General features: G+C 67.0%; 20 protein-coding genes and 1 pseudogene. 12 read left to right on the forward strand and 9 right to left on the reverse strand.

What is annotated here, in order from left to right:
• Nucleotides 1–8 precede the first annotated feature (8 nt).
• Genes IPI67_35130 through IPI67_35145 form a run of 4 tightly spaced genes read left to right on the forward strand, consistent with a single transcriptional unit; the run spans nt 9 to nt 3374 of the window.
• A complete protein-coding gene (locus tag IPI67_35130; GenBank protein ID MBK7585413.1) occupies nt 9–416 on the forward strand; it encodes a tetratricopeptide repeat protein in 408 nt (135 codons plus the stop codon).
• Nucleotides 413–1297, forward strand: a complete 885-nt coding sequence (locus tag IPI67_35135; GenBank protein ID MBK7585414.1) for a hypothetical protein — start codon at nt 413–415, stop codon at nt 1295–1297. Before IPI67_35130 ends, IPI67_35135 begins: the two co-directional genes overlap by 4 nt.
• Nucleotides 1298–1299: 2 nt before the next feature.
• Nucleotides 1300–1956 carry a hypothetical protein gene (locus IPI67_35140; protein MBK7585415.1) on the forward strand — a complete coding sequence of 219 codons (657 nt, stop codon included), beginning with the start codon at nt 1300–1302 and terminating at the stop codon, nt 1954–1956.
• A gap of 53 nt (nt 1957–2009) precedes the next feature.
• Entirely contained in the window at nt 2010–3374 is a 1365-nt protein-coding gene (locus tag IPI67_35145; protein ID MBK7585416.1) for a sulfatase, read from the forward strand.
• 54 nt (nt 3375–3428) lie between these two features.
• Here IPI67_35145 and IPI67_35150 read toward each other — a convergent pair whose 3' ends face one another.
• From IPI67_35150 to IPI67_35160, 3 genes are read right to left on the reverse strand one after another with little or no spacing between them, the layout of a single operon-like run.
• The gene (locus IPI67_35150; GenBank protein ID MBK7585417.1) at nt 3429–3929 is read right to left on the reverse strand and encodes an 8-oxo-dGTP diphosphatase; all 501 of its coding nucleotides are present in this window, start codon (nt 3927–3929) and stop codon (nt 3429–3431) included.
• A 51-nt stretch (nt 3930–3980) separates the two neighbouring features.
• Nucleotides 3981–5201, reverse strand: coding sequence for an acyl-CoA dehydrogenase family protein (locus IPI67_35155; protein MBK7585418.1), 1221 nt, complete (start codon nt 5199–5201; stop codon nt 3981–3983).
• 38 nt (nt 5202–5239) lie between these two features.
• Nucleotides 5240–6454 carry an acyl-CoA dehydrogenase family protein gene (locus IPI67_35160; protein ID MBK7585419.1) on the reverse strand — a complete coding sequence of 405 codons (1215 nt, stop codon included), beginning with the start codon at nt 6452–6454 and terminating at the stop codon, nt 5240–5242.
• 250 nt (nt 6455–6704) lie between these two features.
• On the opposite strand from IPI67_35160, the gene rplU reads away from it, so the two are divergent.
• The 6 genes from rplU to miaA all read left to right on the forward strand — a co-directional run bounded on the left by rplU (nt 6705) and on the right by miaA (nt 11704).
• Nucleotides 6705–7016 (forward strand): 50S ribosomal protein L21, encoded by a 312-nt coding sequence (gene rplU / locus IPI67_35165; protein MBK7585420.1) that lies wholly within the window; start codon nt 6705–6707, stop codon nt 7014–7016.
• Nucleotides 7017–7025: 9 nt separating this feature from the next.
• Entirely contained in the window at nt 7026–7289 is a 264-nt protein-coding gene (gene rpmA, locus IPI67_35170) for a 50S ribosomal protein L27 (protein ID MBK7585421.1), read from the forward strand.
• Nucleotides 7286–8128: an HAD family hydrolase gene (locus IPI67_35175; protein ID MBK7585422.1), complete on the forward strand. Its 843-nt coding sequence runs from the start codon at nt 7286–7288 to the stop codon at nt 8126–8128. Before rpmA ends, IPI67_35175 begins: the two co-directional genes overlap by 4 nt.
• Nucleotides 8129–8210: 82 nt before the next feature.
• Nucleotides 8211–8819 (forward strand): hypothetical protein, encoded by a 609-nt coding sequence (locus IPI67_35180; GenBank protein ID MBK7585423.1) that lies wholly within the window; start codon nt 8211–8213, stop codon nt 8817–8819.
• A gap of 9 nt (nt 8820–8828) precedes the next feature.
• Complete coding sequence (gene mutL / locus IPI67_35185; protein ID MBK7585424.1) at nt 8829–10763, forward strand: DNA mismatch repair endonuclease MutL; 1935 nt, start codon at nt 8829–8831, stop codon at nt 10761–10763.
• Nucleotides 10763–11704: a tRNA (adenosine(37)-N6)-dimethylallyltransferase MiaA gene (miaA, locus tag IPI67_35190; protein MBK7585425.1), complete on the forward strand. Its 942-nt coding sequence runs from the start codon at nt 10763–10765 to the stop codon at nt 11702–11704. Before mutL ends, miaA begins: the two co-directional genes overlap by 1 nt.
• Here the strand turns inward: miaA and IPI67_35195 are convergent.
• Both IPI67_35195 and IPI67_35200 read right to left on the reverse strand, forming a co-directional pair.
• Nucleotides 11681–12607, reverse strand: coding sequence for a hypothetical protein (locus IPI67_35195; protein ID MBK7585426.1), 927 nt, complete (start codon nt 12605–12607; stop codon nt 11681–11683). The two genes, miaA and IPI67_35195, sit on opposite strands and share 24 nt — an antisense overlap.
• The gene (locus IPI67_35200; protein ID MBK7585427.1) at nt 12604–13131 is read right to left on the reverse strand and encodes a hypothetical protein; all 528 of its coding nucleotides are present in this window, start codon (nt 13129–13131) and stop codon (nt 12604–12606) included. Before IPI67_35200 ends, IPI67_35195 begins: the two co-directional genes overlap by 4 nt.
• A gap of 85 nt (nt 13132–13216) precedes the next feature.
• On the opposite strand from IPI67_35200, the gene IPI67_35205 reads away from it, so the two are divergent.
• Entirely contained in the window at nt 13217–14626 is a 1410-nt protein-coding gene (locus IPI67_35205) for a hypothetical protein (protein MBK7585428.1), read from the forward strand.
• A 1-nt stretch (nt 14627) separates the two neighbouring features.
• On the opposite strand, the gene IPI67_35210 is transcribed toward IPI67_35205, so the two are convergent.
• From IPI67_35210 to IPI67_35220, 3 genes are read right to left on the reverse strand one after another with little or no spacing between them, the layout of a single operon-like run.
• The gene (locus tag IPI67_35210) at nt 14628–15161 is read right to left on the reverse strand and encodes a hypothetical protein (GenBank protein MBK7585429.1); all 534 of its coding nucleotides are present in this window, start codon (nt 15159–15161) and stop codon (nt 14628–14630) included.
• Nucleotides 15158–17578: a S8 family serine peptidase gene (locus IPI67_35215; GenBank protein MBK7585430.1), complete on the reverse strand. Its 2421-nt coding sequence runs from the start codon at nt 17576–17578 to the stop codon at nt 15158–15160. The genes IPI67_35210 and IPI67_35215 overlap by 4 nt, the downstream gene beginning before the upstream one ends.
• 33 nt (nt 17579–17611) lie before the next feature.
• On the reverse strand, nt 17612–18496 hold the full coding sequence (locus tag IPI67_35220; GenBank protein MBK7585431.1) for a redoxin domain-containing protein: 885 nt from the start codon (nt 18494–18496) through the stop codon (nt 17612–17614).
• Between the two features lie 131 nt (nt 18497–18627).
• Here IPI67_35220 and IPI67_35225 point away from each other — a divergent pair, with 131 nt between their 5' ends.
• Nucleotides 18628–19017, forward strand: a complete 390-nt coding sequence (locus tag IPI67_35225; GenBank protein MBK7585432.1) for a hypothetical protein — start codon at nt 18628–18630, stop codon at nt 19015–19017.
• A gap of 121 nt (nt 19018–19138) precedes the next feature.
• Here IPI67_35225 and ltrA read toward each other — a convergent pair.
• Nucleotides 19139–20249: pseudogene (gene ltrA / locus IPI67_35230) on the reverse strand (group II intron reverse transcriptase/maturase).
• Nucleotides 20250–20388: the final 139 nt, after the last annotated feature.

The raw sequence follows: 20388 nt of genomic DNA on the forward strand, positions 1-20388 counted from the left end.
GGTGCGCGATGATAACCACCAACTCTGGCTCGGTGCCGCCCACGCTCTCGAGCGACGCAAAAGAGGCGCTCTACGCCATGGGCCACTCGCTGTTCTCACAAGATCGCTACGTGCAGGCCGCAGAGCTGTTCCGGATCATGCTCCGGCTCTGCCCGGAGGACGAACGCAGCTGGCTCGCGCTCGGGGAGTGCCACGCTCAGGTCGGCCAGGAGCAGATCGCGCTCCAGCTCTACACGACCGCGGTCTCGGCCCTGCCGACCGCGGGGCGCTGTGCGCTCGCCCGCTTCCGGACCCTCAGAGCCCTCGGCGAAGACGCCGAGGCCGACGAGGCCCTGGAGGTGGCCCGACGCCTGGCCGAAGACAGCGCCGACGAAGACTTGGCCGAGTTGGTGGAACGAGAGGGGATGAAGTCATGATGGGTACCAGCATCAGCAGCGGCATTCCCGTCACCCAGGTGACCCCCGCCGCTTCGACGCGCGGCGCATCGACGCCCACCGCTTTGGACAGCCTGCTCCCGGCTCCTGAGCCGCAGACCAACACCGACGCATTGTCCGAGCTCTATGCACTGATGAGCGACGCACGGCGGACCGGCTTCGACGCCTCCCGCGGCAACGCCGAGGGTCTCCGCGCACGCAAGCAAGTCGCCCGCGACAGGGCCCTCCGAGAACTCCGGCACGCTGAGGAGAAAGCCCGCGACGCGGGCAATTTCCTCGGCATCGGCGGCGACCTCGGGGAAATCGCCAAGATCGCAGCCGTGGTTGCTGCGGTTGGGTTCGCGGTTTCGACGGGCGGGGCGGGCGTTGTCGGAGTCCTCGCTGTCAGCGGGGCGATTCTTTCGTCAGCCGCGATGGTCCTCGAAAAAACGGAGTGGCTCGAAGACGCGGGTCTCGACCCGAAGACTGCTACCTACGTCGAGATCGGCCTGTGGGTTGGAGGTGCCGCCTGCACCGGCGGCGCCGGCATCGCGTCCTTGGGTGGGAGCGCCGCCGCCACGGCATCGCAGCTGCAAAAGGTTGGCAGCTTCCTGGGGTCGGCTGGGACCATCATCAGCGGTGCCTCGGCGACCGGAGCCGGTTACGCCAAGTGGCAACAAGGAGAGTGTGAGGGCGAAGCCGCCGATCTCATGGCCGACGCCACCGCCGACCGCGCGAAGGCCGAGCGTGCTGACCGCATGCTCGGCTTCTTGCTCGACGCCATCGCTGCATCCGACAAGTCGGACCAGCGCGCACTCGGACACGTTCGCTCCGCCATCGAGGCCAAGGATGGAGCGTTGTTGATGGCCTCGCGGAGGGTATGAAGATGGGAATCAGCATCACGAATGGGGCGAAGGTCACGGTCAACGATGTGGCGGAGGCCGCCGGGAACACCAACGCAGGCGTAAGCGTGGGCGCCACGACGACGCTGCCAGAGCCCTCTGCGGGTACGCCACCGCTGAGCGACGACGCGATCTATCAGATCGCCGCGTTGCTCGCCGAGTCAGCCTCCGACGATCGCAAGCAGGCCCGCAGCATGAAACTCGCCAGCGAGCGCAACATCGAAAACCAGGTCGCGCTTCGCGTCCAGAACATGCGGGACGCGGCCGACGACCGGCGGAACGCCGCGGTCATCTCCGGAATGACCGGGATGGCAGCAGGTATGATCAACGTCGGAGGCGGGGTCTCCGGGCTCGCGACGCCGGCCAAAGCACAGGTGTTTGGGCAAACCGCTCAGGGCATGGCTGCGATCTTCGATGGCTTCGGCAAGATTGGCAGCGCCGTCTTCGAACACGACGCGAGTGTGGCGGACGCTCGAGCGGTGGGGCACGAAGCGAGCGCCAGTCGCTCGGAGCGCGCCGCCGACGAACACGCGGCCGACATGGACCACGCGCGCGCCTTCATCGACAAGGTGATGGATTTCCTGAAAGAGGTCCGTTCCGGTCAGGACGCGAGCGCGCGCGCCGCCATCATCCGCGGCTGACGCGGCCGAAAATTGAGGCGCACGGGGCGGATCGGGTCACAATTCCCTCCCCCGTGCGCTTCCGCCTCCCGAACCTCACCTGCCTGGCCTTCTTGGCGGCCCTCGGCTGTTCGAAAGGGTCCAGCGCACCCGGCGAGAACGCGGCCAAGTCGCCCGCCGTGGACGCGCCGCCGGCGTCGGGGGAGGCCGAAAAGAGCGGCGCTCCACCTTCACCCGCGCCCCCCAAGCTGAAGCAGACCTACAACGTCCTCTTCATCCTGATCGATAGCCTGCGCTGGGACATGCCATGGACGGGCTACGAGCGGCCCATCGCACCCTGGCTCGATGCGTTCAGAAAACGGAGCACGCTGTATCCGCGCGCGTACTCCATCTCGAGTTACACCGCGAAGAGTGTCGCCCCTGCGCTGGTCGGGAAGTACCCGAGCGAGATGCAGCGTGACGCCTTCTTTTTCACGCTCTGGGGCCCCGATAATCTCTTCATCAGCGAGCGCGCCCAGAAGGCGGGCTTCCGCGCCTTGGCAGGTCACGGTCACGGGTACTTCAAGCCCGTGATGGGCTTGAACCAGGGCTTCGACGACTACCGCCTGCTGCGCGGCACCGAGCTCGACACCCAGGGCATCGAGAACGTCACCAGCGAAGCGCTCAACAAGCTCGCCAAGACCATGCTCTCCGAGCCCAAGAACGTGAGCCAGGAGAATGGCAAACGCTTCTTCGCCTACTACCACTTCCTCGATCCCCACTACACGTACCGGCAACATCGTGACCACCCCGACTGGGGCCTCGACATCCGCGCGCTCTACGACAACGAGGTGCACTACACCGATCAGTGGGTCGGTGATCTGGTCGACTGGGCCCAGAAACAACCCTGGGGCAAGGACACCGCCATCGTCATCTCCGCCGACCACGGCGAGGGCTTCGGCGAGCGCGGGCGATTCCGTCACGCCTACGACGTCTGGGAGAGCTTGATCCGTGTGCCGCTCATCATCCACATCCCGGGTGCCGAGCCCCGCCGCATCGAGACCCCACGCGGCCACATCGATCTCGCCCCCACCTTCGCGGACCTGATGGGTCTGCCGCACGATCCGCCGTTCCGCGGCAAGAGCCTGGTGCCCGAGGCCCTGGGTGCCCCGGCCGAGCTCCGCCCCATCGTCGCCGAGCTGCCTCGTTGTGACATCATGGATCGCCGCCGCGCCGTCATCGACGAGCGCTGGAAGATCATCGAAATCGGCAACGACGAAGAGTGGCTGCTCTTCGACGTGATGAAGGATCCGAAGGAGGAGAACGATCTCTCCAAGTCGGATCCCGAGCGCTTCACGGCAATGAAGGAGCTCTACCAGAAGCTGTCGAGCGAAATTCCAAACGAACCCATCCCCGGGTTGGTCGGGCTCAAAGGAGCACCCAAGGGACAGCGCTGGTGACTCCCAGCACGGGCGCGCTCAGCCGCACCCACACGCCGTGACGCGGGCGCCAGCTCAACCCAAAGCGTCCGCCACGTCGATCGCGTGGTCGAGCATCGTGTCGCCGTCGAAGATGAAACGCCCGTTGAAACGCCGGCGCTCGAACATCATGGGCAGCCAGATGCGGTCGTCCGCCCACATCTCGTCGTACGGGATCTGATCGATGGGCGTCCAGAGCGGGATGGCCTCGGGCGTCGCGCGCGCGTCGCCGACGCAGCCAGCTGCTCGGAACACGTGCACGTGGATCGAGTACCCGTCGACGAACTGAAACGACAGCTCCCCGCACTCGCTGATGTCGTGCGGCGTGACGCACACCTCCTCCTCGACTTCGCGAATCGCAGCCTGTAGCGGCGCCTCTCCGACATGGAGCCGCCCGCCGGGCCCGTTGATCTTGCCCGCCCCGAGCCCGCGCTGTTTACGGATCAGGAGCACCTCTTCGTCACGGATCACGAACAGGAGGGTGGCCTCGTCCACGGCTTTCCACGAGGCCCAATCGATGTCTTCCAGGCGGCGCACCGCCGCGATCTACCACGAGGGGTAGCCGCTGAGTGCAGGCGTTGCCTGGGCTCAGAACGCCCGCAGGTCGGTCAGCAGCCGCTTGCTGATCACGATGCGCTGGATCTGCCCGGTGCCCTCGAAGATGTCGTAGACCTTGATGTCACGGAACCACTTCTCGAGCAGGGCGTGGTCCTCGGCCAGAGTGCCGTGAGCGCCGCAGATCTCGATGGCCTCGATGCACGCCCAGATCGCCGCCTGCCCCGCCAGCGCCTTGCTCATGCTGGCCTCCTTGGCGTTGGGCATGTGCTGATCCGCCATCCACACGGCCTTCCAGACCAGCATGCGCGCCGCCTCCAGCTGACGCCCAACCTTCGCCAGGCGCTCCGCGATGGCCGCGTAGCGCGGGACGGGTCGTCCGAGCACGTAGTTCTCTTTGACGAAGTCCCGCGCGTACTCGTAGGCCGCCCGCCCGATGCCACACGCCATGGCGGCGACCATCGGACGCGTGTTGTCGAAGGTCTTCATCGCCGTCATGAATCCCTCCTTGGTCTGGTATTTCTCCTCACCACCGAGCAGGTTCGCCGCCGGCACGCGACAGTCTTCGAGCACGAGCTCCGCCGTCTCGTTGGCGCGAAGACCCATCTTTTCCTCGATCTTTCCCACGAAGAAACCCGGCGTGCCCTTCTCAACCACGAAGGCGCGATGGCCGGCTCGCCCCAGGGCGGGATCGACGGTCGCGAAGATCACCACCCACGAGGCGCGTCCGCCCATCGTGATGTAACACTTGCGACCGTTCAGGATGTACACGTCGCCGTCCTTCTTGCAGCTCGTGCGAATCGCAGCCACATCGCTGCCGGCACCCGGCTCCGTCAGCCCGTAGGCGCCCCAGCGCAGCTCCTGGCTCATGTCGCGGAAGATGGAGAAGAAGCGCTCCTTCTGCTCCGGCGTGCCCGTCGCGCGCAGCGGCGGACCACCGAGCCCAGGCCCCGGCAAGCTCAGCATGATGCTCGCGTCGGCCCACGCGAGCTCCTCCGCCCCCACCGCCGCCGTGCGGTTGGTCTGCACGGGTTTGCTCGGGTCGCGGGTCTTCGACCCTTCGTTGAAGTCCTCCATCGGGTTGCTGTCCCCGCGGAGCGCCTGACTCATCATGTAGAACGTGCGCAAGAAGTCGAGGTCGACGGTCTTAACCCAATCCCAACCCAGGCTCTGGGGTCGGATCACGTTCTTGCCCATCTCCTGCAGGGCTTCTTTGAGTGCGCGCTGCTGGGTGTTCAGCTCGAAGTCGATCATGGCTTCATCTCCTCTGGATTGACGCGGGTGCGCACGGCTCAGGTCAGGACGGCTTGGGTTTCCGGTGTTGGCAAGATGAGCGCCGGATCGAGCGGAATGCCGAGCTCGACCGCGGCTGCGAGCTGATCCATCTGCTCCGCGGTCGCGCCCGCCAGGGCCATCTGTTTGGCGTCGCGCATGAGTTTCTCGACGATGACGTCGCGCATGAACCCCGCCCCGCCGTGCAGCTGCACCGCGTCGTCGGCCGAGCGCATGGCGACCTGATGCGCGTGGGCCACGGCCTGCGCCGTGTAGAGCAAGCAGGTCGGGCTCTCTTTACCGCTGTCCCAGGCCCACGCGGCGCGCCGCACGAGCTCCTTCGCGCTCTCGGCGTCCATGTGGCGATCCGCCAGGGTGAACGCGATGGCCTGGAAGTGGCCGATGGGTTTGCCGAAGGCCTTGCGGATGTCGCAGTACTCGCGCGAGATGTCGAAGGCGAGCCGCGCGAGACCCACCTGGCGCGCGGCGACGGTGAGGGAGTACTTGGCGAAGAACTTCGCACAAGCGAGCGTGAAGTCACCACGACCCTCGAGCCGATCCGCGTCCTTCACCTTGGCGCCCTCGAGCACGATCTCACCGAAGTGCCCACACTCGAGGCCGAGTGTGTCGTGCCGACCCGAGACCTTCAGACCCGGATTGTCTTTCTGCACGACGAACGCACCGATGCCGTTCCACCCGTCACTCGGTTCGACCTGCGCAAAAACGATGAACGTCTGCGAAAGATCCGCGTTACCAACGAAGGCCTTCGCACCCGTCAGCTCGAAGCCGCCGTTCACCTTGTTCGCGGTGGTGACGAACCCCGGCCGCTCGCGGTTTGGTTTGCGCTCACTCCAGGCGACGGCACCGAACGGCTCTTCGCCCTCGGGATCCGCGAACGGCGCGAGCAGCGCCTTGGCTTGTTCGTCCGAGCCGAGCTCGCTGGCCGCATGCAGGAAGGCCCCGAAGCCCGGCAGGCCAAAGGGCGCCGCCGGATCACCGTAGGCGAGCTCCTCGTTGATCATCACCGCGGTCGTGAGGCCCAGGCCCTGCCCGCCCAGCGCTTCGGGCAGCGCAGCCAAGCTGAGGCCCATCTCGTGAACCGCGCGCCGGACGTCGGCGGCGATGGCCGCGGCTTTCTCGAACTCCCGCGCGCGGGGGGCGAGGCTCTCTCGCGCGAAGTCCGCCACGGTGCCCACAATGAGCTTCTGATCCTCGGAAGGCTCGAAGGAAATCATGCTTTTCTCCCGGTGCGCAGTGGCCCTGACGCAGGGCGTCGGCGCCTGACCCCAGTTGTATAGTTCCACTCAATAGTAGAGGCAAGCCAAATGCGGCCGAAGGGCCGGTGCCGAACGCGTGACGCGTGACGGCCGCGGGAGTTCCGGCGACGCCCGGACCGAAACTCCGGGAGCCGACCCGGCCGACCGCTGAAAGTCCGCTCACGTCTTGCGTGGTTCGGACGCGCGGGCTAGGTTCCGCGCCCTTCCGATGGCAACTGCAGTCATCCGCACTGGCGGCAAACAGTATTCAGTGGCCCAAGGCGACACCCTCGTGGTGGAGCGCCTCGTGGGTGAACCCGGCACCACGGTGGAATTCACCGATGTGCTTCTGATTTCTGGCGACATCATCAAGGTGGGCAAGCCCACCGTGGCTGGCGCGAAAGTCAGTGCCGAGATCGTCGAGCACGGACGCGGTGAGAAGATCACCACGTTCAAGTTCAAGCGCCGCAAGCGCTACCACCGCAAGATGGGTCATCGACAAGAACTCACTTCAGTGAAGATCACTGGCATTTCCGGCTGAGGCTGATCGATGGCACACAAAAAAGGTGGCGGCTCTACTCGCAACGGTCGCGGCTCGAACGCGCAGCATCGTGGCGTCAAGGTTTACGGCGGCGAAGCAGTTCGCGCCGGTGGCATTCTCGTTCGCCAGGTCGGGCAGTCGATAGCTCCTGGCAAGAACGTCGGCGTCGGTCGTGACTACACGCTGTACTCACTGGTTGATGGTGTCGTTGCCTACGAGTTCGCAACCCGGATCAAGAAGCGCGTCTCCGTCTATCCGGTGACGGCCATCTGACCCGTTTCAAGCTGCTCGTCACGGACCTCGACGGCACGCTGCTCGACTCGAGCGGCCAGGTGCACGAGAGCGATCTTCGAGCAGTCATCGAGCTTCAGCAGCGCGGCATTCACGTGACCGTGTGCACCGGGCGTATGTACTCGGGCACGCGGGACATCGCCCGCGAGATCGGCGTGACCGGCGCCGTCGGTTGCCTGGACGGTAGCCAGGTCGTGGATTGCAGCGATGACACGGCGCTGACGACCCATCCCATCCTCGCCGAAGCCGCGGAGCCCCTGATCGAGGCGATCGAGGAGTTCGACCCGATCACCTTCGTGTTTTCTCAGGACTCGGTGCTGCACGACCAGCGCGGAGTGCCGTTCCTGCCGTTCGTGGGCCTCTGGTCCAAGCGCTCGGTACACCTGAAGCGCGTGCTCGACCCGGCCCATTTCCAGGATGACCGCTCGGTTGCGGCCTTGGTCTCGCTGGGTGACGAAGGCCAGATCCGCGCCGCGGCGCAGCGGATCTTCGAGCTTGCGGGCAACCACATCCAGATCGGGTTCTTCGCGGTGGCGCGGCGGGATCTCGATGCGAATTGGGGCATGGTCGTGCGCGCGGCCGGCGTCAGCAAAGCCACGGCCCTGAGCAGCATCGCCGAGCACTACGGCGTCACCGTTGAAGAGACCGTCGCCGTCGGTGACTGGATCAACGACATTTCGATGCTCGCGGCCGCGGGGCGTAGCTACGCCATGGGCCAAGCACCGGACGAGGTGAAGGCGGCTGCGACGGAGACCCTCGAGGCGGACGCATGGTCCGGAGGCGGCATCGAAGAAGCGGCGCGGCGCGCCGGAATGCTGTGACCCAGAAGTACGTGGCGCGATGTGTCGCGCAACGACTTGGGGCATGCTACGCGGAGTAACGAGCGACCCTCGAGGGAACGACGTGGCGGACCAGGACGAGACACCCAGGCGACCCATCTACTTGGTGATCGCGCTCGTGACCCTGTGGTTGGTTGGCATGACAGCGGCGGCCGAAGGTTTTGCCGCCATCGAGATCGTACGCAACCCGTTCTCCTCCGCCTTCGGCTCGCTGCGCGGGGACGCCAGCCAGGAGGTCCTCACTCGGGGTTTCGTCGAGGGTGTGCAGTCGATCGCCCGACACGCGCTCCCGCTCGGCGTGGCCCACGTCATCTTGGGGGGCCTGCTCGTGGCAGTGAGCAGCAAGGCGCTGTTTGCCCGTCGAGCCTCGCCGGCCTTCGCGGTCCAGGTAATCCTGGCCAACGCTGCGGTGTTGATCGTCGGCTACGCGCTGTACCAACCGGTCCGCAATCGTGTGGTCGAGGCCATCGTGCACAGTGGCATCGAACAACGTCCCGAGGCGATCGCGCCGGGGGACTTCGACAAGCTGGTGCGACTGAAGTCCTGGTGGACGTTTCGGCTTCGCCTCGGGATCCAGCTGGCGCTCCTGGGCTTGGGTGCGGTGGCGGTGAGCCGGCGTTCGGCGCGGGAGCTCTTGGCGCGCCCCGCCCCGAACGCGAGCGAAGAAAGCTGAGCCTTCGCCGTGGGGAACGTCCGCATCCTGCCCCCGGAGCTCGCCAATCAGATCGCCGCGGGCGAGGTCGTCGAACGGCCGGCGAGCGCCGTCAAAGAACTGGTCGAGAACGCCCTCGATGCGGGCGCTCGGCGTTGCCACGTCGAGATCGAGGCGGGGGGTGTCGGATTGATCCTGGTGTCGGACGACGGCGCGGGGATGAGTGAAGACGACGCGAAGCTCGCCGTCGAGCGGCACGCCACCAGCAAGATCGCTTCTCTCGACGAGCTGAGCCACGTGCAGACCTTCGGTTTTCGCGGCGAGGCGCTGCCCAGCATCGCCTCGGTCAGTCGCTTCACGCTGAAGACACGGGTCCGGGAGAACGACGCGGGAGTCGAGCTGTCGATCGAGGGAGGCGCCGCGCCGAACCTTCGCCCGGCCGGCGCTCCCATCGGCACGACCATCAGCGTGTGCGATCTGTTCTACAACGTGCCGGCGCGCCGCAAGTTCCTGCGCTCCACCGGCACGGAGTCAGGTCACGTTACGGACGTCGTCGAGTCCGCAGCGCTCGCTCGGCCCGACGTCAGCTTCACGTTGTCCCGGGATGGTCGCCCCGTACGCGAGTGGCTGAGGGTCGCGACGCGCGCCGAGCGTGTTGCGCAAGTGCTCGGCTCCGATGAGCTGACACGCTGCGCGGGTGAGCGCGGCCCGCTCAGAGTCGAGGCCTTCCTAGGGCGTCCGGAGTCCGCGCGGGCGGGCGCGGGTGGGCTGCGATTGTTCGTCAACGATCGGCCGATTCGTGATCGCGCCCTCGCGCTCGCGGTGGCTCAAGCTTACGGCAGCGTGCTCGAGCGCGGCCGGTATCCGCGCGGTGTCGTCTACCTCGACATCGACCCGGTGCTGATCGACGTGAACGTACACCCGCAGAAATCCGAGGTGCGCTTCGCGGATCCGCGCGCGGCCAACGACGCTCTGTATTCGATCCTGTCGCGGGAGCTCGCGACCGCGTTCTCGTTGCCGCCAGGCCGGCGCTGGGGAGGAACACCAGCTCAGCCGCGCACTGCGGCGGCGGACGCCCGCGAAACGGCGGGGTTTCATGCGTCGCGCGCCGCCCACGGCTCGCCGACTGCACCCACCGGCGCGGCTGGGGCTCCGAGCGCATCGCAACCCGAAGCCGCGGTTTCGCACACGGCTCAGGGTGAGATGGCCACAGCTCCGGCGAAGCCGAGCGATGAGAGCGACGATCCGTGGGGCCTGGCCGGGGGTGCGGCTGCCTCCGCGGACAACACCAGCACCCCTCTCAGTGCGCCCTACCGGGCGGCCGAGCCGCCGCTGGTCGCGGTGCAGGACTCCGAGCGCTCTCCGATCCGCCCGCGGCCGGAGATGAGCTGGGCGAACTTGCGGTTCGTGGCTCAGGTCCGCCACACCTATCTGGTGTGTGAGGCGGACGATGGCCTGTACGTGCTCGATCAACACGCGGCCGCCGAACGCGTCATGTTCGACAAGCTGCGGAAAGCCTATCGCTCGAGCTCGGTGGCCTCGCAAGCGCTGCTCTTCCCCGTGTTCGTCGAGGTCACCAGCGCGGAGGCCGAGTTGGTCGCGGCGCGCGGCGACGAGATCGCGGCCGTCGGGCTCGACCTCCGAGTGCGCGGGCCCGAGAGCCTGAGTGTGCATGCGGTGCCGAAGCTGCTGCAAAAAGGCAGCCCTGAGCGGCTCGTGCGTGATCTGCTCAGTGAGGTCACGCGCGGCGGAGGTCGCGGATTTTCCGACGCCGTCGATCTGGCTCTCGCCACGATGGCTTGCCACGCTTCGATCCGAGCGGGTGATCCGATCTCTGCCGACGAAGCGGCGGCGCTGCTCGCCGCGCTCGACGGGGCTGACTTTGCGGGCCACTGCCCCCACGGCCGGCCCGTCGTCACGTTCACCGGTTGGAACGAGCTGGACCGACGCGTCGGACGGCGCTGATGACCGATCCGCTGCTCGTGCTCGTGGGCCCGACCGCGTCCGGCAAGACGGAGCTCGCGATCCGCCTCGCCGAGGCCATCAACGGGGAGATCATCAGCGCCGACAGTGTGCAGGTCTATCGCCACTTCGAGATCGGTACGGGCAAACCGTCACGAGAAGAGCGTGCGCGCGCCCCGCATCATCTGATCGACGTCGTCGAGCCGGACGCAGCGATGGACGCGGCGCAGTGGGCAGAGCTCGCGGACGAGAAGGTCCGGGAGATCCGCGACAGGGGCCGACGCGCCATCGTGTGCGGGGGCACGTTTCTCTGGGTCCGTGCCCTCACTCGCGGGCTGGCGGATGCTCCTCCGGCTGACCCGGCCATCCGCGAACGCCATCAACTGCGCGCCGAAGCAGAGGGTCGTGGCGCGTTGCACGCGGAGCTCCGGCGCGTCGACCCGAAGACCGCGGAGCGCCTGGCAGAAAATGACCTCGTGCGCGTGAGCCGAGCGCTCGAGGTCTTCGAGCTCTCGGGCATCATGCTCAGCCAGTGGCACGCCGACCATGCATTCCGCGAGGTGCGACATCCGCATCGACTGATCGGCATTCGTCACACACCCGAGGCCCTCGATAGTCGCATCCGGGCGCGCGCAGAGGCCATGCTCGCCGCGGGGTTCGTCTGCGAGGTCGAGTCGCTCGTTGCACGAGGCTTCGATGGCGCGCGTGCCATGCGCTCGGTCGGTTACAAACAGGTCCACGACGCGCTGAGCACGGGTCGCGCCATCGACACCACGGCGCTCGCTGAACAGATCATCCGCGCAACGCGCGTGTTTGCCCGGCGTCAGCGGACATGGCTGCGCGATCAACCGGTTCGTTGGCTGGAGCCGCAGAGCGCACTCTCGGGCGACGTAGCCTCTGTGATGGACGAATTGGAGCGGTCAGTCGGCCCCAAGGGCGAGTGACGCATCCAAGAGCTCGGCGAAGCTCTGCGGTTGGAAGGTCTTGGCGGCTGCAACGAAGGCACTGGCTGGCGGAGCCGCTGCCGCGAGCGCGGGGCGCTCGACGACCTGAGGTCGCACCACCTCGGGCGCCGCTGGGCGCTCGTCGCGAACCAGGTGCACGGGCGGCGCTTCGGCCACCGGCTCGCCCAGCTCCAGCTCCGCGTCGTCGCCTGGCTCGAGCTCCACGGTGGAGCCGAGCTGAGCCGCGGTTGGCTGCGTACGCGAAACGATGTCGACTTCGGCGAGCTCGTCGATCTCCGGCAGCGGCGGCGCCGCGAGCGCGTGCTGAGGCGGAACCGCAGCTTGCGGCCCTGACTCGGGCGGCGGGGTCTTGAGGGGAATTTCCCGCCCTTCGTCCATCTCAACCTGCTCCGCGGCACCCGCGAGGGCTTCCCCCATGCTGCCCGCAATCGGTCGACGCGAGGACGCGGGAGGCTCGACGTCCGCCTCGGCGAGAGCCTCTTCCTCTCCCTCGTCGGTGATGTCGACGATGTCGTCTTCCAGCAAGTCGACATCTTCGAGGGATGCCTCACCCATTTCGACGGACACCTCTCCGTCGTCAACGGCGCTGGGGGCTTCCACCACGCGCACGATGGAAGTCTCCTCCGGGGGCGCAAGGGCTGGCTCGGCAACGGCTGCAATCGCCGGCTCGCTCGCCGGAACAACCTGTGCAACCGGCTCACTTTCCGGAACCATCTCGGCGACCGGAACCATCTCGGCGACCGGCTCCAGCGCGACAACCGCTTCGGGCTCGGCAGCGGCAGACGCCTGAGCTGCGACCACGACGCGGGGCCGGGCGGCATTGGCCTGCACGCGCTCGAGCAGTCCTTGCAACCGCGTGATCTGATCTTGCGAGCCCATCATGCCCCGCTTCCTTCATGCAGGCGCTCGAGGGCTTCGCCGAACGACTTTCCTTCGGACAGCCAAGCTCGGACCCGCTCTGCACCACGGGCACCGGTCATCAAGAACCGAACGTGTTCTGCGTCGCGACCCAGGAGTACGGACGTTGCGTCCCGGCCCATGCAACGTTGCAGCGCACCTTCCAACAATGCGCCCAGCAGCGGATCACCGGCGGCGCTCAGGGGCGACGATTCGACCACGAACACAATCGCGCGACCCCAGCGCTCCAGCGACAGCGATCCAAAACCGAGCAGCGCGAGGTTGCCGCCCAGGTGGTCCACGAATCCCTCGACACCGATGGTCTTGCCGGCATCTCCGAGGGAGTTGCTGACACGAAGGCCGATTTCCGTCCCGAGCTTGCGCCCAAAATCCGTCAGCGAGTCTTGCCCTGCGTGTCGGCAGAGCTCGACCAGCGCATCCGGCGGCACCAGCAAGCGCGGGCCGGTCCCTTCCAATTGCACCGATCCGCGGCCCAGGTCGAACTTCACTGAGTGGGATGGGTCGAAACGCGGAACCGCCATGCTACCTCGTGGAAAGGGAGCCCCTCGCGGGGTGTGCCAGTATAGGTCGGCCGTGCGAGAGCGTGTCAATTCTCCGTCGGATCCGGGGCAATCGCGCCGGTGGCTGGCTTTTGCGCTGCTTTTTAGCGTGTGGACCGGCTGGGCGCGCGCTGAAACCAAGCGGGAAGCACCGCTTCTCTTTGGCGGTGGAGCCGTCCAGAAGAAGGCGCCGGTTCAGACCGACCCGTGGCTGCCAACGGGCGCGACGGTCCGATCACCGGTGTCACGCCCGGCCGACGTCGAGAGTCCGGGCTGCTCGTTCCGCTATCCGGTGTGTGTCCATCGCAGCGCGAACACGAGCCCCGAGCGCGCGCTCCGGGCGCTGTCGGCGCTCGAGAACGCCTACGGGCGACTGGTCGAGGTCCTCCGACTGCCGCGCCCGCTGTCGGACGCGGGCATGGGTGGCAGCGATCACCTCGACCTCTACCTCACGAGTGACACGAGTCGCCTGCGCATCGGAGTGGAGCCGCAGGTCACGAGACTGTTCGACCAAGCCGCGGGATTTTGCCTGGTTGGCGACGCAGAGCACCGCTTGCTCGAGCGCGAGGCCGCGCTCTGCGTCGGGGAAGCCATCGGGCTCGGACTCGACCCCGCCGAAACCCCACACCTGCGCCGCGCTTATGCCAGTCACCTCTGGAGCTTGATTGCCGCGCCCACGAGCGCGGACATGGAAGCGATCGACGAGGTGCAGGCTCACCCCGAACGCGCCATCGCCAGCCGCGAGCTGAACGAGTCGTCGGAGGGCGCGGGTCTTTGGTTCGAGTATCTCGAGGCCAGTCGCGGCACCGGATACCCCGGCACACTCGCGACGAATCTGATGTCGATCGCTGCGAGCAAGACCGAACCGCGGGGTTTGCTCTGGAACAACTCGCCGGACGTGTTCGACGTGCTGCGGCGCGCGCTGGACGACAAACCGCGTGACGCTGCCATGCTGCTCTCCGGCTTCGCAGTGACACGCGGTTTCTTGGGCGCAAGAGACGACGGCGAGCACCTGCCTCAGCTCGAGTGGTCCGGCGACTTCGGCCGCGTTCGCTACGACTGGTCGATCAAGCTCTCGAGCTTGCCGCGGCGGGTAGCGTCACTCCGTCCCATCGAACCCACCGGCGCCATGTACGTCTGGCTCGAGGTCGATCGGCCACTCGGCGACAAGGAACTGGCGTTCCAGGCAGAGTGGGAATCACCCGTCTCGTTTCAGTGGGCGATCGTGCGCGTGGACGCCGAAGGGCGGGAGTTATCCCGGATCTATGCCCCGTTCGTGGAGCGAGGCACTCAGGTGCAGCAGACACTGACCGACCTCGACGGGGCCCACGGAGTCTTGATCGTCGGCACCAACCTCGGCGGTGTATCCCTGTCTCATCCCTTCGATCCGGACTACTCACCGTTCGAGCCCCACGGCTGCACCGTCTACCTCACCCAGATTTGACTCAGGGATCGAAGGTCAGCGGTAGTTCGACCTGGTCGTCGGCATCTCGTGCGGGCCAGAGTGTCTCCTTTTTCACCGCGTCGAGCACACAGCTCTCGAACGCTGCCAGACGAAGCTCCGCGGACGTCTTGGATTTGTCGATGCTCAGCTTGGCAACCGCGCCACTGGAGTCGGGGGTGACCCTCAAGGTGAGCCGGCCCTTGATGCCAGGCGCATGCCGAGCGTGGCAGTTCTGCGCGTGAACCGCGATGCGACGCAGGGCTTGGGTGCGCGAGCTTCCAAGGTTCAGAGGAGCTGCTTCTGGGCCGGCGTCATCCGTCGGCAGCGCGAGGGCGTTGGGTGTCGAGAGCGGAGGTGGACTCGCGTCGGCGGCGTTCGGCGGCGCAGGGCTGCTGGCCGTCGACACCGGCGGCGCCGCAGGCGCTGACGTTGGCGCAGTCGCTACCGGCGGCCGAGGGGCAGACTCGGGCGGCGAGGCGGGCTGCTCCGCGCAGGCGGCCAGCCAGAGAACAACACAGACGAGAGACCTCTTCACGCTCGACGCCTTCTGATGCGCCGCCGGCCCAAAAGGATCGAAGCCAAGAAAAGAGCCCAGATCTGGACGGAATTCGTGCTTCGGCCGCTGACCTCACAGCCCCCGCGCGCGTCGACGCCGCCGTCAGCCACACCTCGGTCCACCGCGATCGGCAGCTTTCGCTCGAGGAAAGTCTGGCCGTCGAAGGTCAGCCGGAGTGAGAGCACCCCACCGCCGGAGGCCGCATTCGGTACCGCCGAAAAACGCCAGAGGCCCGGCGCAATCCGCGTCAACGGCAACACGGCACGACCCCCCGAGACCTGCAGCGCGAGGCGTGACGGCTCGAACCCATCGACGATGTTCTTTTCATCCGTTCGCAGCTCGAGCACCGCCTCGACGGGCCACTCGGGATCGGGATGAACGTACGAGCTTGCCAGCGCCAGCCAGCTCTCGCTCGCGTCGGGCACGGTTGCGAGCGGCGACTTCTCCGCGTCCATGACCGCGAGGGTTCCGAGCAGATCGAGCTCGCCCGGACCGGTCTGCTGTTCGAGCAGGACCACACCATCGAGCGAACGTGCGCCGGCTTGAAGCAAAGTCCGCAATCGCCCTTGGTCGAGGTTGGGATCACGCTCGAGCAGCAGGGCGACGGCGCCGGACACGATCGGGGCGGCCATCGACGTGCCGCTCGACAGTGCGTGAAAGTCATCGACGACGAGGCATCCGGGCCGGTCACCGCACACGCTTCCGCCGGCGAACAGGCCGCCCCCGCCGTTCGTCGCAGGGTCCGCCAGCGACGACATGGCGCCGATCACGAACGCGCCGGGCGCCACCAAGTCGGGCTTCATTTGCCCGAGAGAGTTGGGCCCGGCACCGCTGAAATAAGCGGACGAGTCGGACTTCGGGTTCGTGAGCGCCCCCAGCGACTCGAGCCCGATGTGCTCACCCTTGCGATCCGTCCAGGCGACGCGATTGACGGTCGCGCCGACCGCGATGAGATCCGCGCCGGTAGCCGGGATGCCGATGGTCCCCTCCTTGCTCGCGCGCGGGAAGAGCGCGCCCGGTCCGGAGGCGCCCTGCGCGAGATCCCCCTCGCTCTGGAGCCACAGCCGCGCCGTGCCGTGCCCCTCGAGGCGCACTGCGAAAGTGGTCCCGCTCTTCCAGGTGCCATCGAGCACTACGACGGCGCCGTTGGAGCCACCCGTGATGGGGCTGCCTTCACCACTCACTTGATTCAGAATCGTCACCTCGACACCCGCGTCGGAGTAACTGGCGCCGTGGCCCGGACCCAGCGGTTCAATCCACTCGCCATCTTCGTCGTCGACGCCGACCTCCAGGCTGTCGCCGGGGCGAGCGCTGATCCAGACGTAGATCGTGGCGTTGGTGCTGCTCTTGCCCACGGGTGGGGAGATGATCGGAACCCGCACACTCGACTCGCGAGGCACGTGAACCTCGGTGTGGATCCCGAACGGCGGCGGGTAGGGCGGAAAGAGGTTGCCGTAGATCCCTCCGCTGTTGCCGGCGGCGACGACGATCGCGCGCCCAGGCTGGCTCTGCCCGACGAACTCGGACAACCCCCGCTCGAGCGGCGTAAGGCCATCGTGGCCGCCGAAATCGCTGCCCAAACTGAGGTTCACGACCGCCGGCATGCCCAGTTCTTTTGCCCGCTCGAAGACGAAGCGGGTCGCGAGCAGCACGTCCGGATCCAGGATCGAACCCTCACCCGTGCGCGTCACACGCACGCCGACGATCGTCGCTTCCGGCGCGATGCCCACATATTTCGGTGGAGTCTGTGACAAGCCGTTGCCGGCTGCGAGCGACGCCACATGAGTGCCGTGCCCGAGTGTGTCGCGCGGCAGCTGTGCCGAGTCCGCAAGCATCAGCTCGTCGAGGTCCGCCGATGAAAAGACCGCGCACGAGTAACCCGCGCCGCCAGTGCACCCATAGTCGGCCTCGAGATCGGCGTGAGCGCCGTAAGGCTGTCGCGAAAGGTCGAGCGCCCAGGCCACGCGGGACTTCCCGGCGGCATCCCGAAGATCCGGGTGTTTCGGATCGAACCCGGTGTCTACGATGCCAACCACGACGCCCTTCCCGGTGAGACCGGTGAAGTCCCTGAAGATCGCGGCGCGGGTGGTGTCGTCTGCGGCGTTCAGCAAGGTGCGGCGCGGCGGCGCCCAGCTGAGCTTCCAATCCGGGTGACTCGCGGCCAACTCCCCGATGGTAGCGATTGTTCCGTGGAACCCCGAGAACCCCGGGGACAGGCGCACCAAGCCCGGCGGTGTCTTGGCGCCCGCTGGCAGCTCCACCAGCACCGAGAGCGGACGGGCTGCAGCGCTCTTCCCGATCGCGCGGCTCAACATGCCCACGTCGACCTGTGCCAACGCCGGCAGAGTCACGAGCATCGCGGCGCACGCCGCGGCAATCCTGTGCGTGATGCCCACGAGCGAAGCCTAACCCGGCTTGGGCGCTGGTGCTCAACGCTCGTCGGTGAGCCGCTGAACCAACCCTTCCAGCTCGGCGATGCGACCCGACGAGTAACCGACGAGGACGTCGCGGACGACGCCGCGTTTGTCGATCACGAACAGGGTAGGCAGCGCGTTGGCGCGGTACGCCACGGTTGTCTTGCCGCTGTGATCCGAGGCCACCGGATACAGGATCCCGAGCTGCGAGGCCGCTCGAGAGGCCGGCACCACCGCGTCCATCGTGATCCCCAGCACCACCACACCCTGGGCTGAGTAACGCGCGTGCCACTCGTTCATCTTCGGCACGAGAAACCGGCACACTCCACACCACGATGCCCAGAACTCGAGCACGACGACCTGGCCGCGGAGCGCCGACAGACTTGGCTCGATGCTGCCCTGAACGGTCTCCAGCGCGTCGAGCCGCGGCGCGGCGGCGTCGACGAAGCTCATCCTCATCACGCCGTCCACGTCGGGAGCGGAGCCCAACTTCACGGCGAGCAAGCGTTCGGCCCCCGCGCGGCGAACCACGACCGGCAGGCGCACGCCGGGCTCCCGCTCGCTGACCAGGCGCACGACGTCCCCGGGGGTCACCACGGGAGCCCCGCCGAGCTTCAGGATGCGGTCACCCGCCTGCAAGCCAGCGAGCTCCGCGGGCGAACCGCGCAGGATGCCTCGAACGAACACGCCGCCGTCGGCGTCCGGAGACACGCTGACCTCGACACCCAGCCAGCCGCGCGGGGACACTTTCAGCGGCTCGCCTTCGTCCGCTGACGCACTCGCAGCCACGGAGTCGTCGTTCACTGCCGGACTCGCGGCGGGTTTCGGCGGCGACGCGGCCGTGGCGCAGCCAGCGAACGCGAGAGCAAACACGACCTGGCCGCGCGACATACGCGTCATCGTGGTACCATGCACCTCGCCTGCGCGCAGCCAACGTGCCTCTCGTCCTGCTCTGTTTCGCCGTGCCGGCGTGCGCAGGCGGGCGTCCGCCAGAAGAGCGCCCACGGCCATCGCAGGCGCATGCAAAGCCCGTGGTTCGTCGGCCGGTGCTGCCGTGGTCGCGCTTCGAAGAGGTATCGGCGTGGTCACCGGTCAACGCGGCTGCGTTCGCATCACGCGGTCATGGCACTGCCGGATTGCTCATGGACGTGCGGGTCAGCGAGAGTGCGCGGGCCGCTTATCTGAGCCTGCACCCCGGGAGCACGCTGCCGGAGGGTTCCGTGATCGCGGCGTTCCACAAACGCGAGAAATCTGGCGATCCTGGCCCGGTCTACGTCATGGAGCGGCGGCAGAACGGCTGGAGCTACTCTGCGTACCAGCCCGACGGACGCCCGGATGAACACGGCGTGCTGACGCTGTGTGAGCGTTGCCACGCCGAGTCACCCAACGGCGGGCTGTTTGGGCTGCCTAAACTTCACTGACGCTGCGGCGGCTGCGATCGGGAGTCGGCAATCGGGATAGGGGCCCCGAGAGTTTGCCTCGGGGACCCCTCCCACACCACCCGGCATGCGGGTCCGCACCGGGCGGTTCGAAGAGTTGAGGCTACGCGGCGAGCCGGGGCACACCCAGCGCGTCGAAAAGCTCGTTGGGAAGTGCGATGTGGATCGCCATGGCCGAGTTTCTCCACCAGCGCCGGCCGTTGGCGGCCACCTGGGCCGCGGCGCGTTCGAGAGACCTCGGAGACGCAGCTCGCGGTAGATGGTACGCCCTCGCTTCCATTGCTTGAGGTGGATCGCTCGCAGGCGATGGCGGATCCATTCGTCGAGGTCGTTGAAGATGCGGGGCGTATTGGCAGGCAGAAGTACCCCTTCCACCCGACCAGGTAACCTCGCAGCTCGGCCACGACCTGCTCGATGCTCCGCCCACGAGTTCGTCTCGTGATGAGCCGTACCCGTTCCTTCATCGTCGTCAGGGCTTTGTCCGCAACCCGGTGCTTCACCACGCCACCCGGCGCCACCCAGAGGGAGTAGCCGAGCAGTTTGCGGTTCCACACCCGCGCCACGGCGCTCTTCGACTCGTTGATTTGGAGTCGGAGCTTCGCGTAGAGCCGCTGTAGCAGCCCCATTACGCGCTCGCCCGCACGCTTGGACCGCACGTAAACGTTGCAGTCGTCGGCGTAGCGCACGAAGGCGTGCCCGCGTTTCTCCAACTCCTTGTCTACTTCGTCGAGAAGCGTGTTCGCCAAGAGCGGAGACAAGGGACCGCCTTGTGGCGTTCCCTCGTGCCGCTCCACGACCACCCCGTTCGCCATGATACCGGCGTCGAGGTAGTGGCGAATCAGTCCCAGTATTCGCTTGTCCTCGATTCGCTTTGCGAGCTTGCCCATGAGCATATCCACGTCTACCACCCAGCGTCGGCCTTCCCGCACGTAGCGCTGCGCCTCACGCACAGCGTCGTGTGCGCCGCGCCGCGGCCGGAAACCGTGGCTGTGCTCCGAGAAGCTCGGGTCGAATCTTGGCTGCAAGACCTGCAACAGGGCTTGCTGAATGAATCGGTCGAGCACGGTCGGGATGCCAAGCTCGCGCACCCCACCGCCTCGTTTCTCGATGAGCCGCTGCCTCACCGGCGCGGGCTGGTACGTCCCCGAAAGCAAATGCTCGCGAAGCTCGGCCCAGTGGGCGCGCAGATGGTTGGGCAGCTCATCGACCGTCATCCCATCGATGCCGGGACTACCCTTGTTCTTCCTCACTCGCTTCAGCGCGGCTTGAAGGTTCCGGCGGCTGACCACCCGTTCCATCAAGTCACTCGTTCCCGAGCGCTCGTCTCCGTACGTCGCCGTCGGCGCTTCCTCG

The sequence above is a fragment of the Myxococcales bacterium genome (assembly GCA_016706225.1).
Taxonomy (GTDB): domain Bacteria; phylum Myxococcota_A; class Polyangia; order Polyangiales; family Polyangiaceae; genus JADJKB01.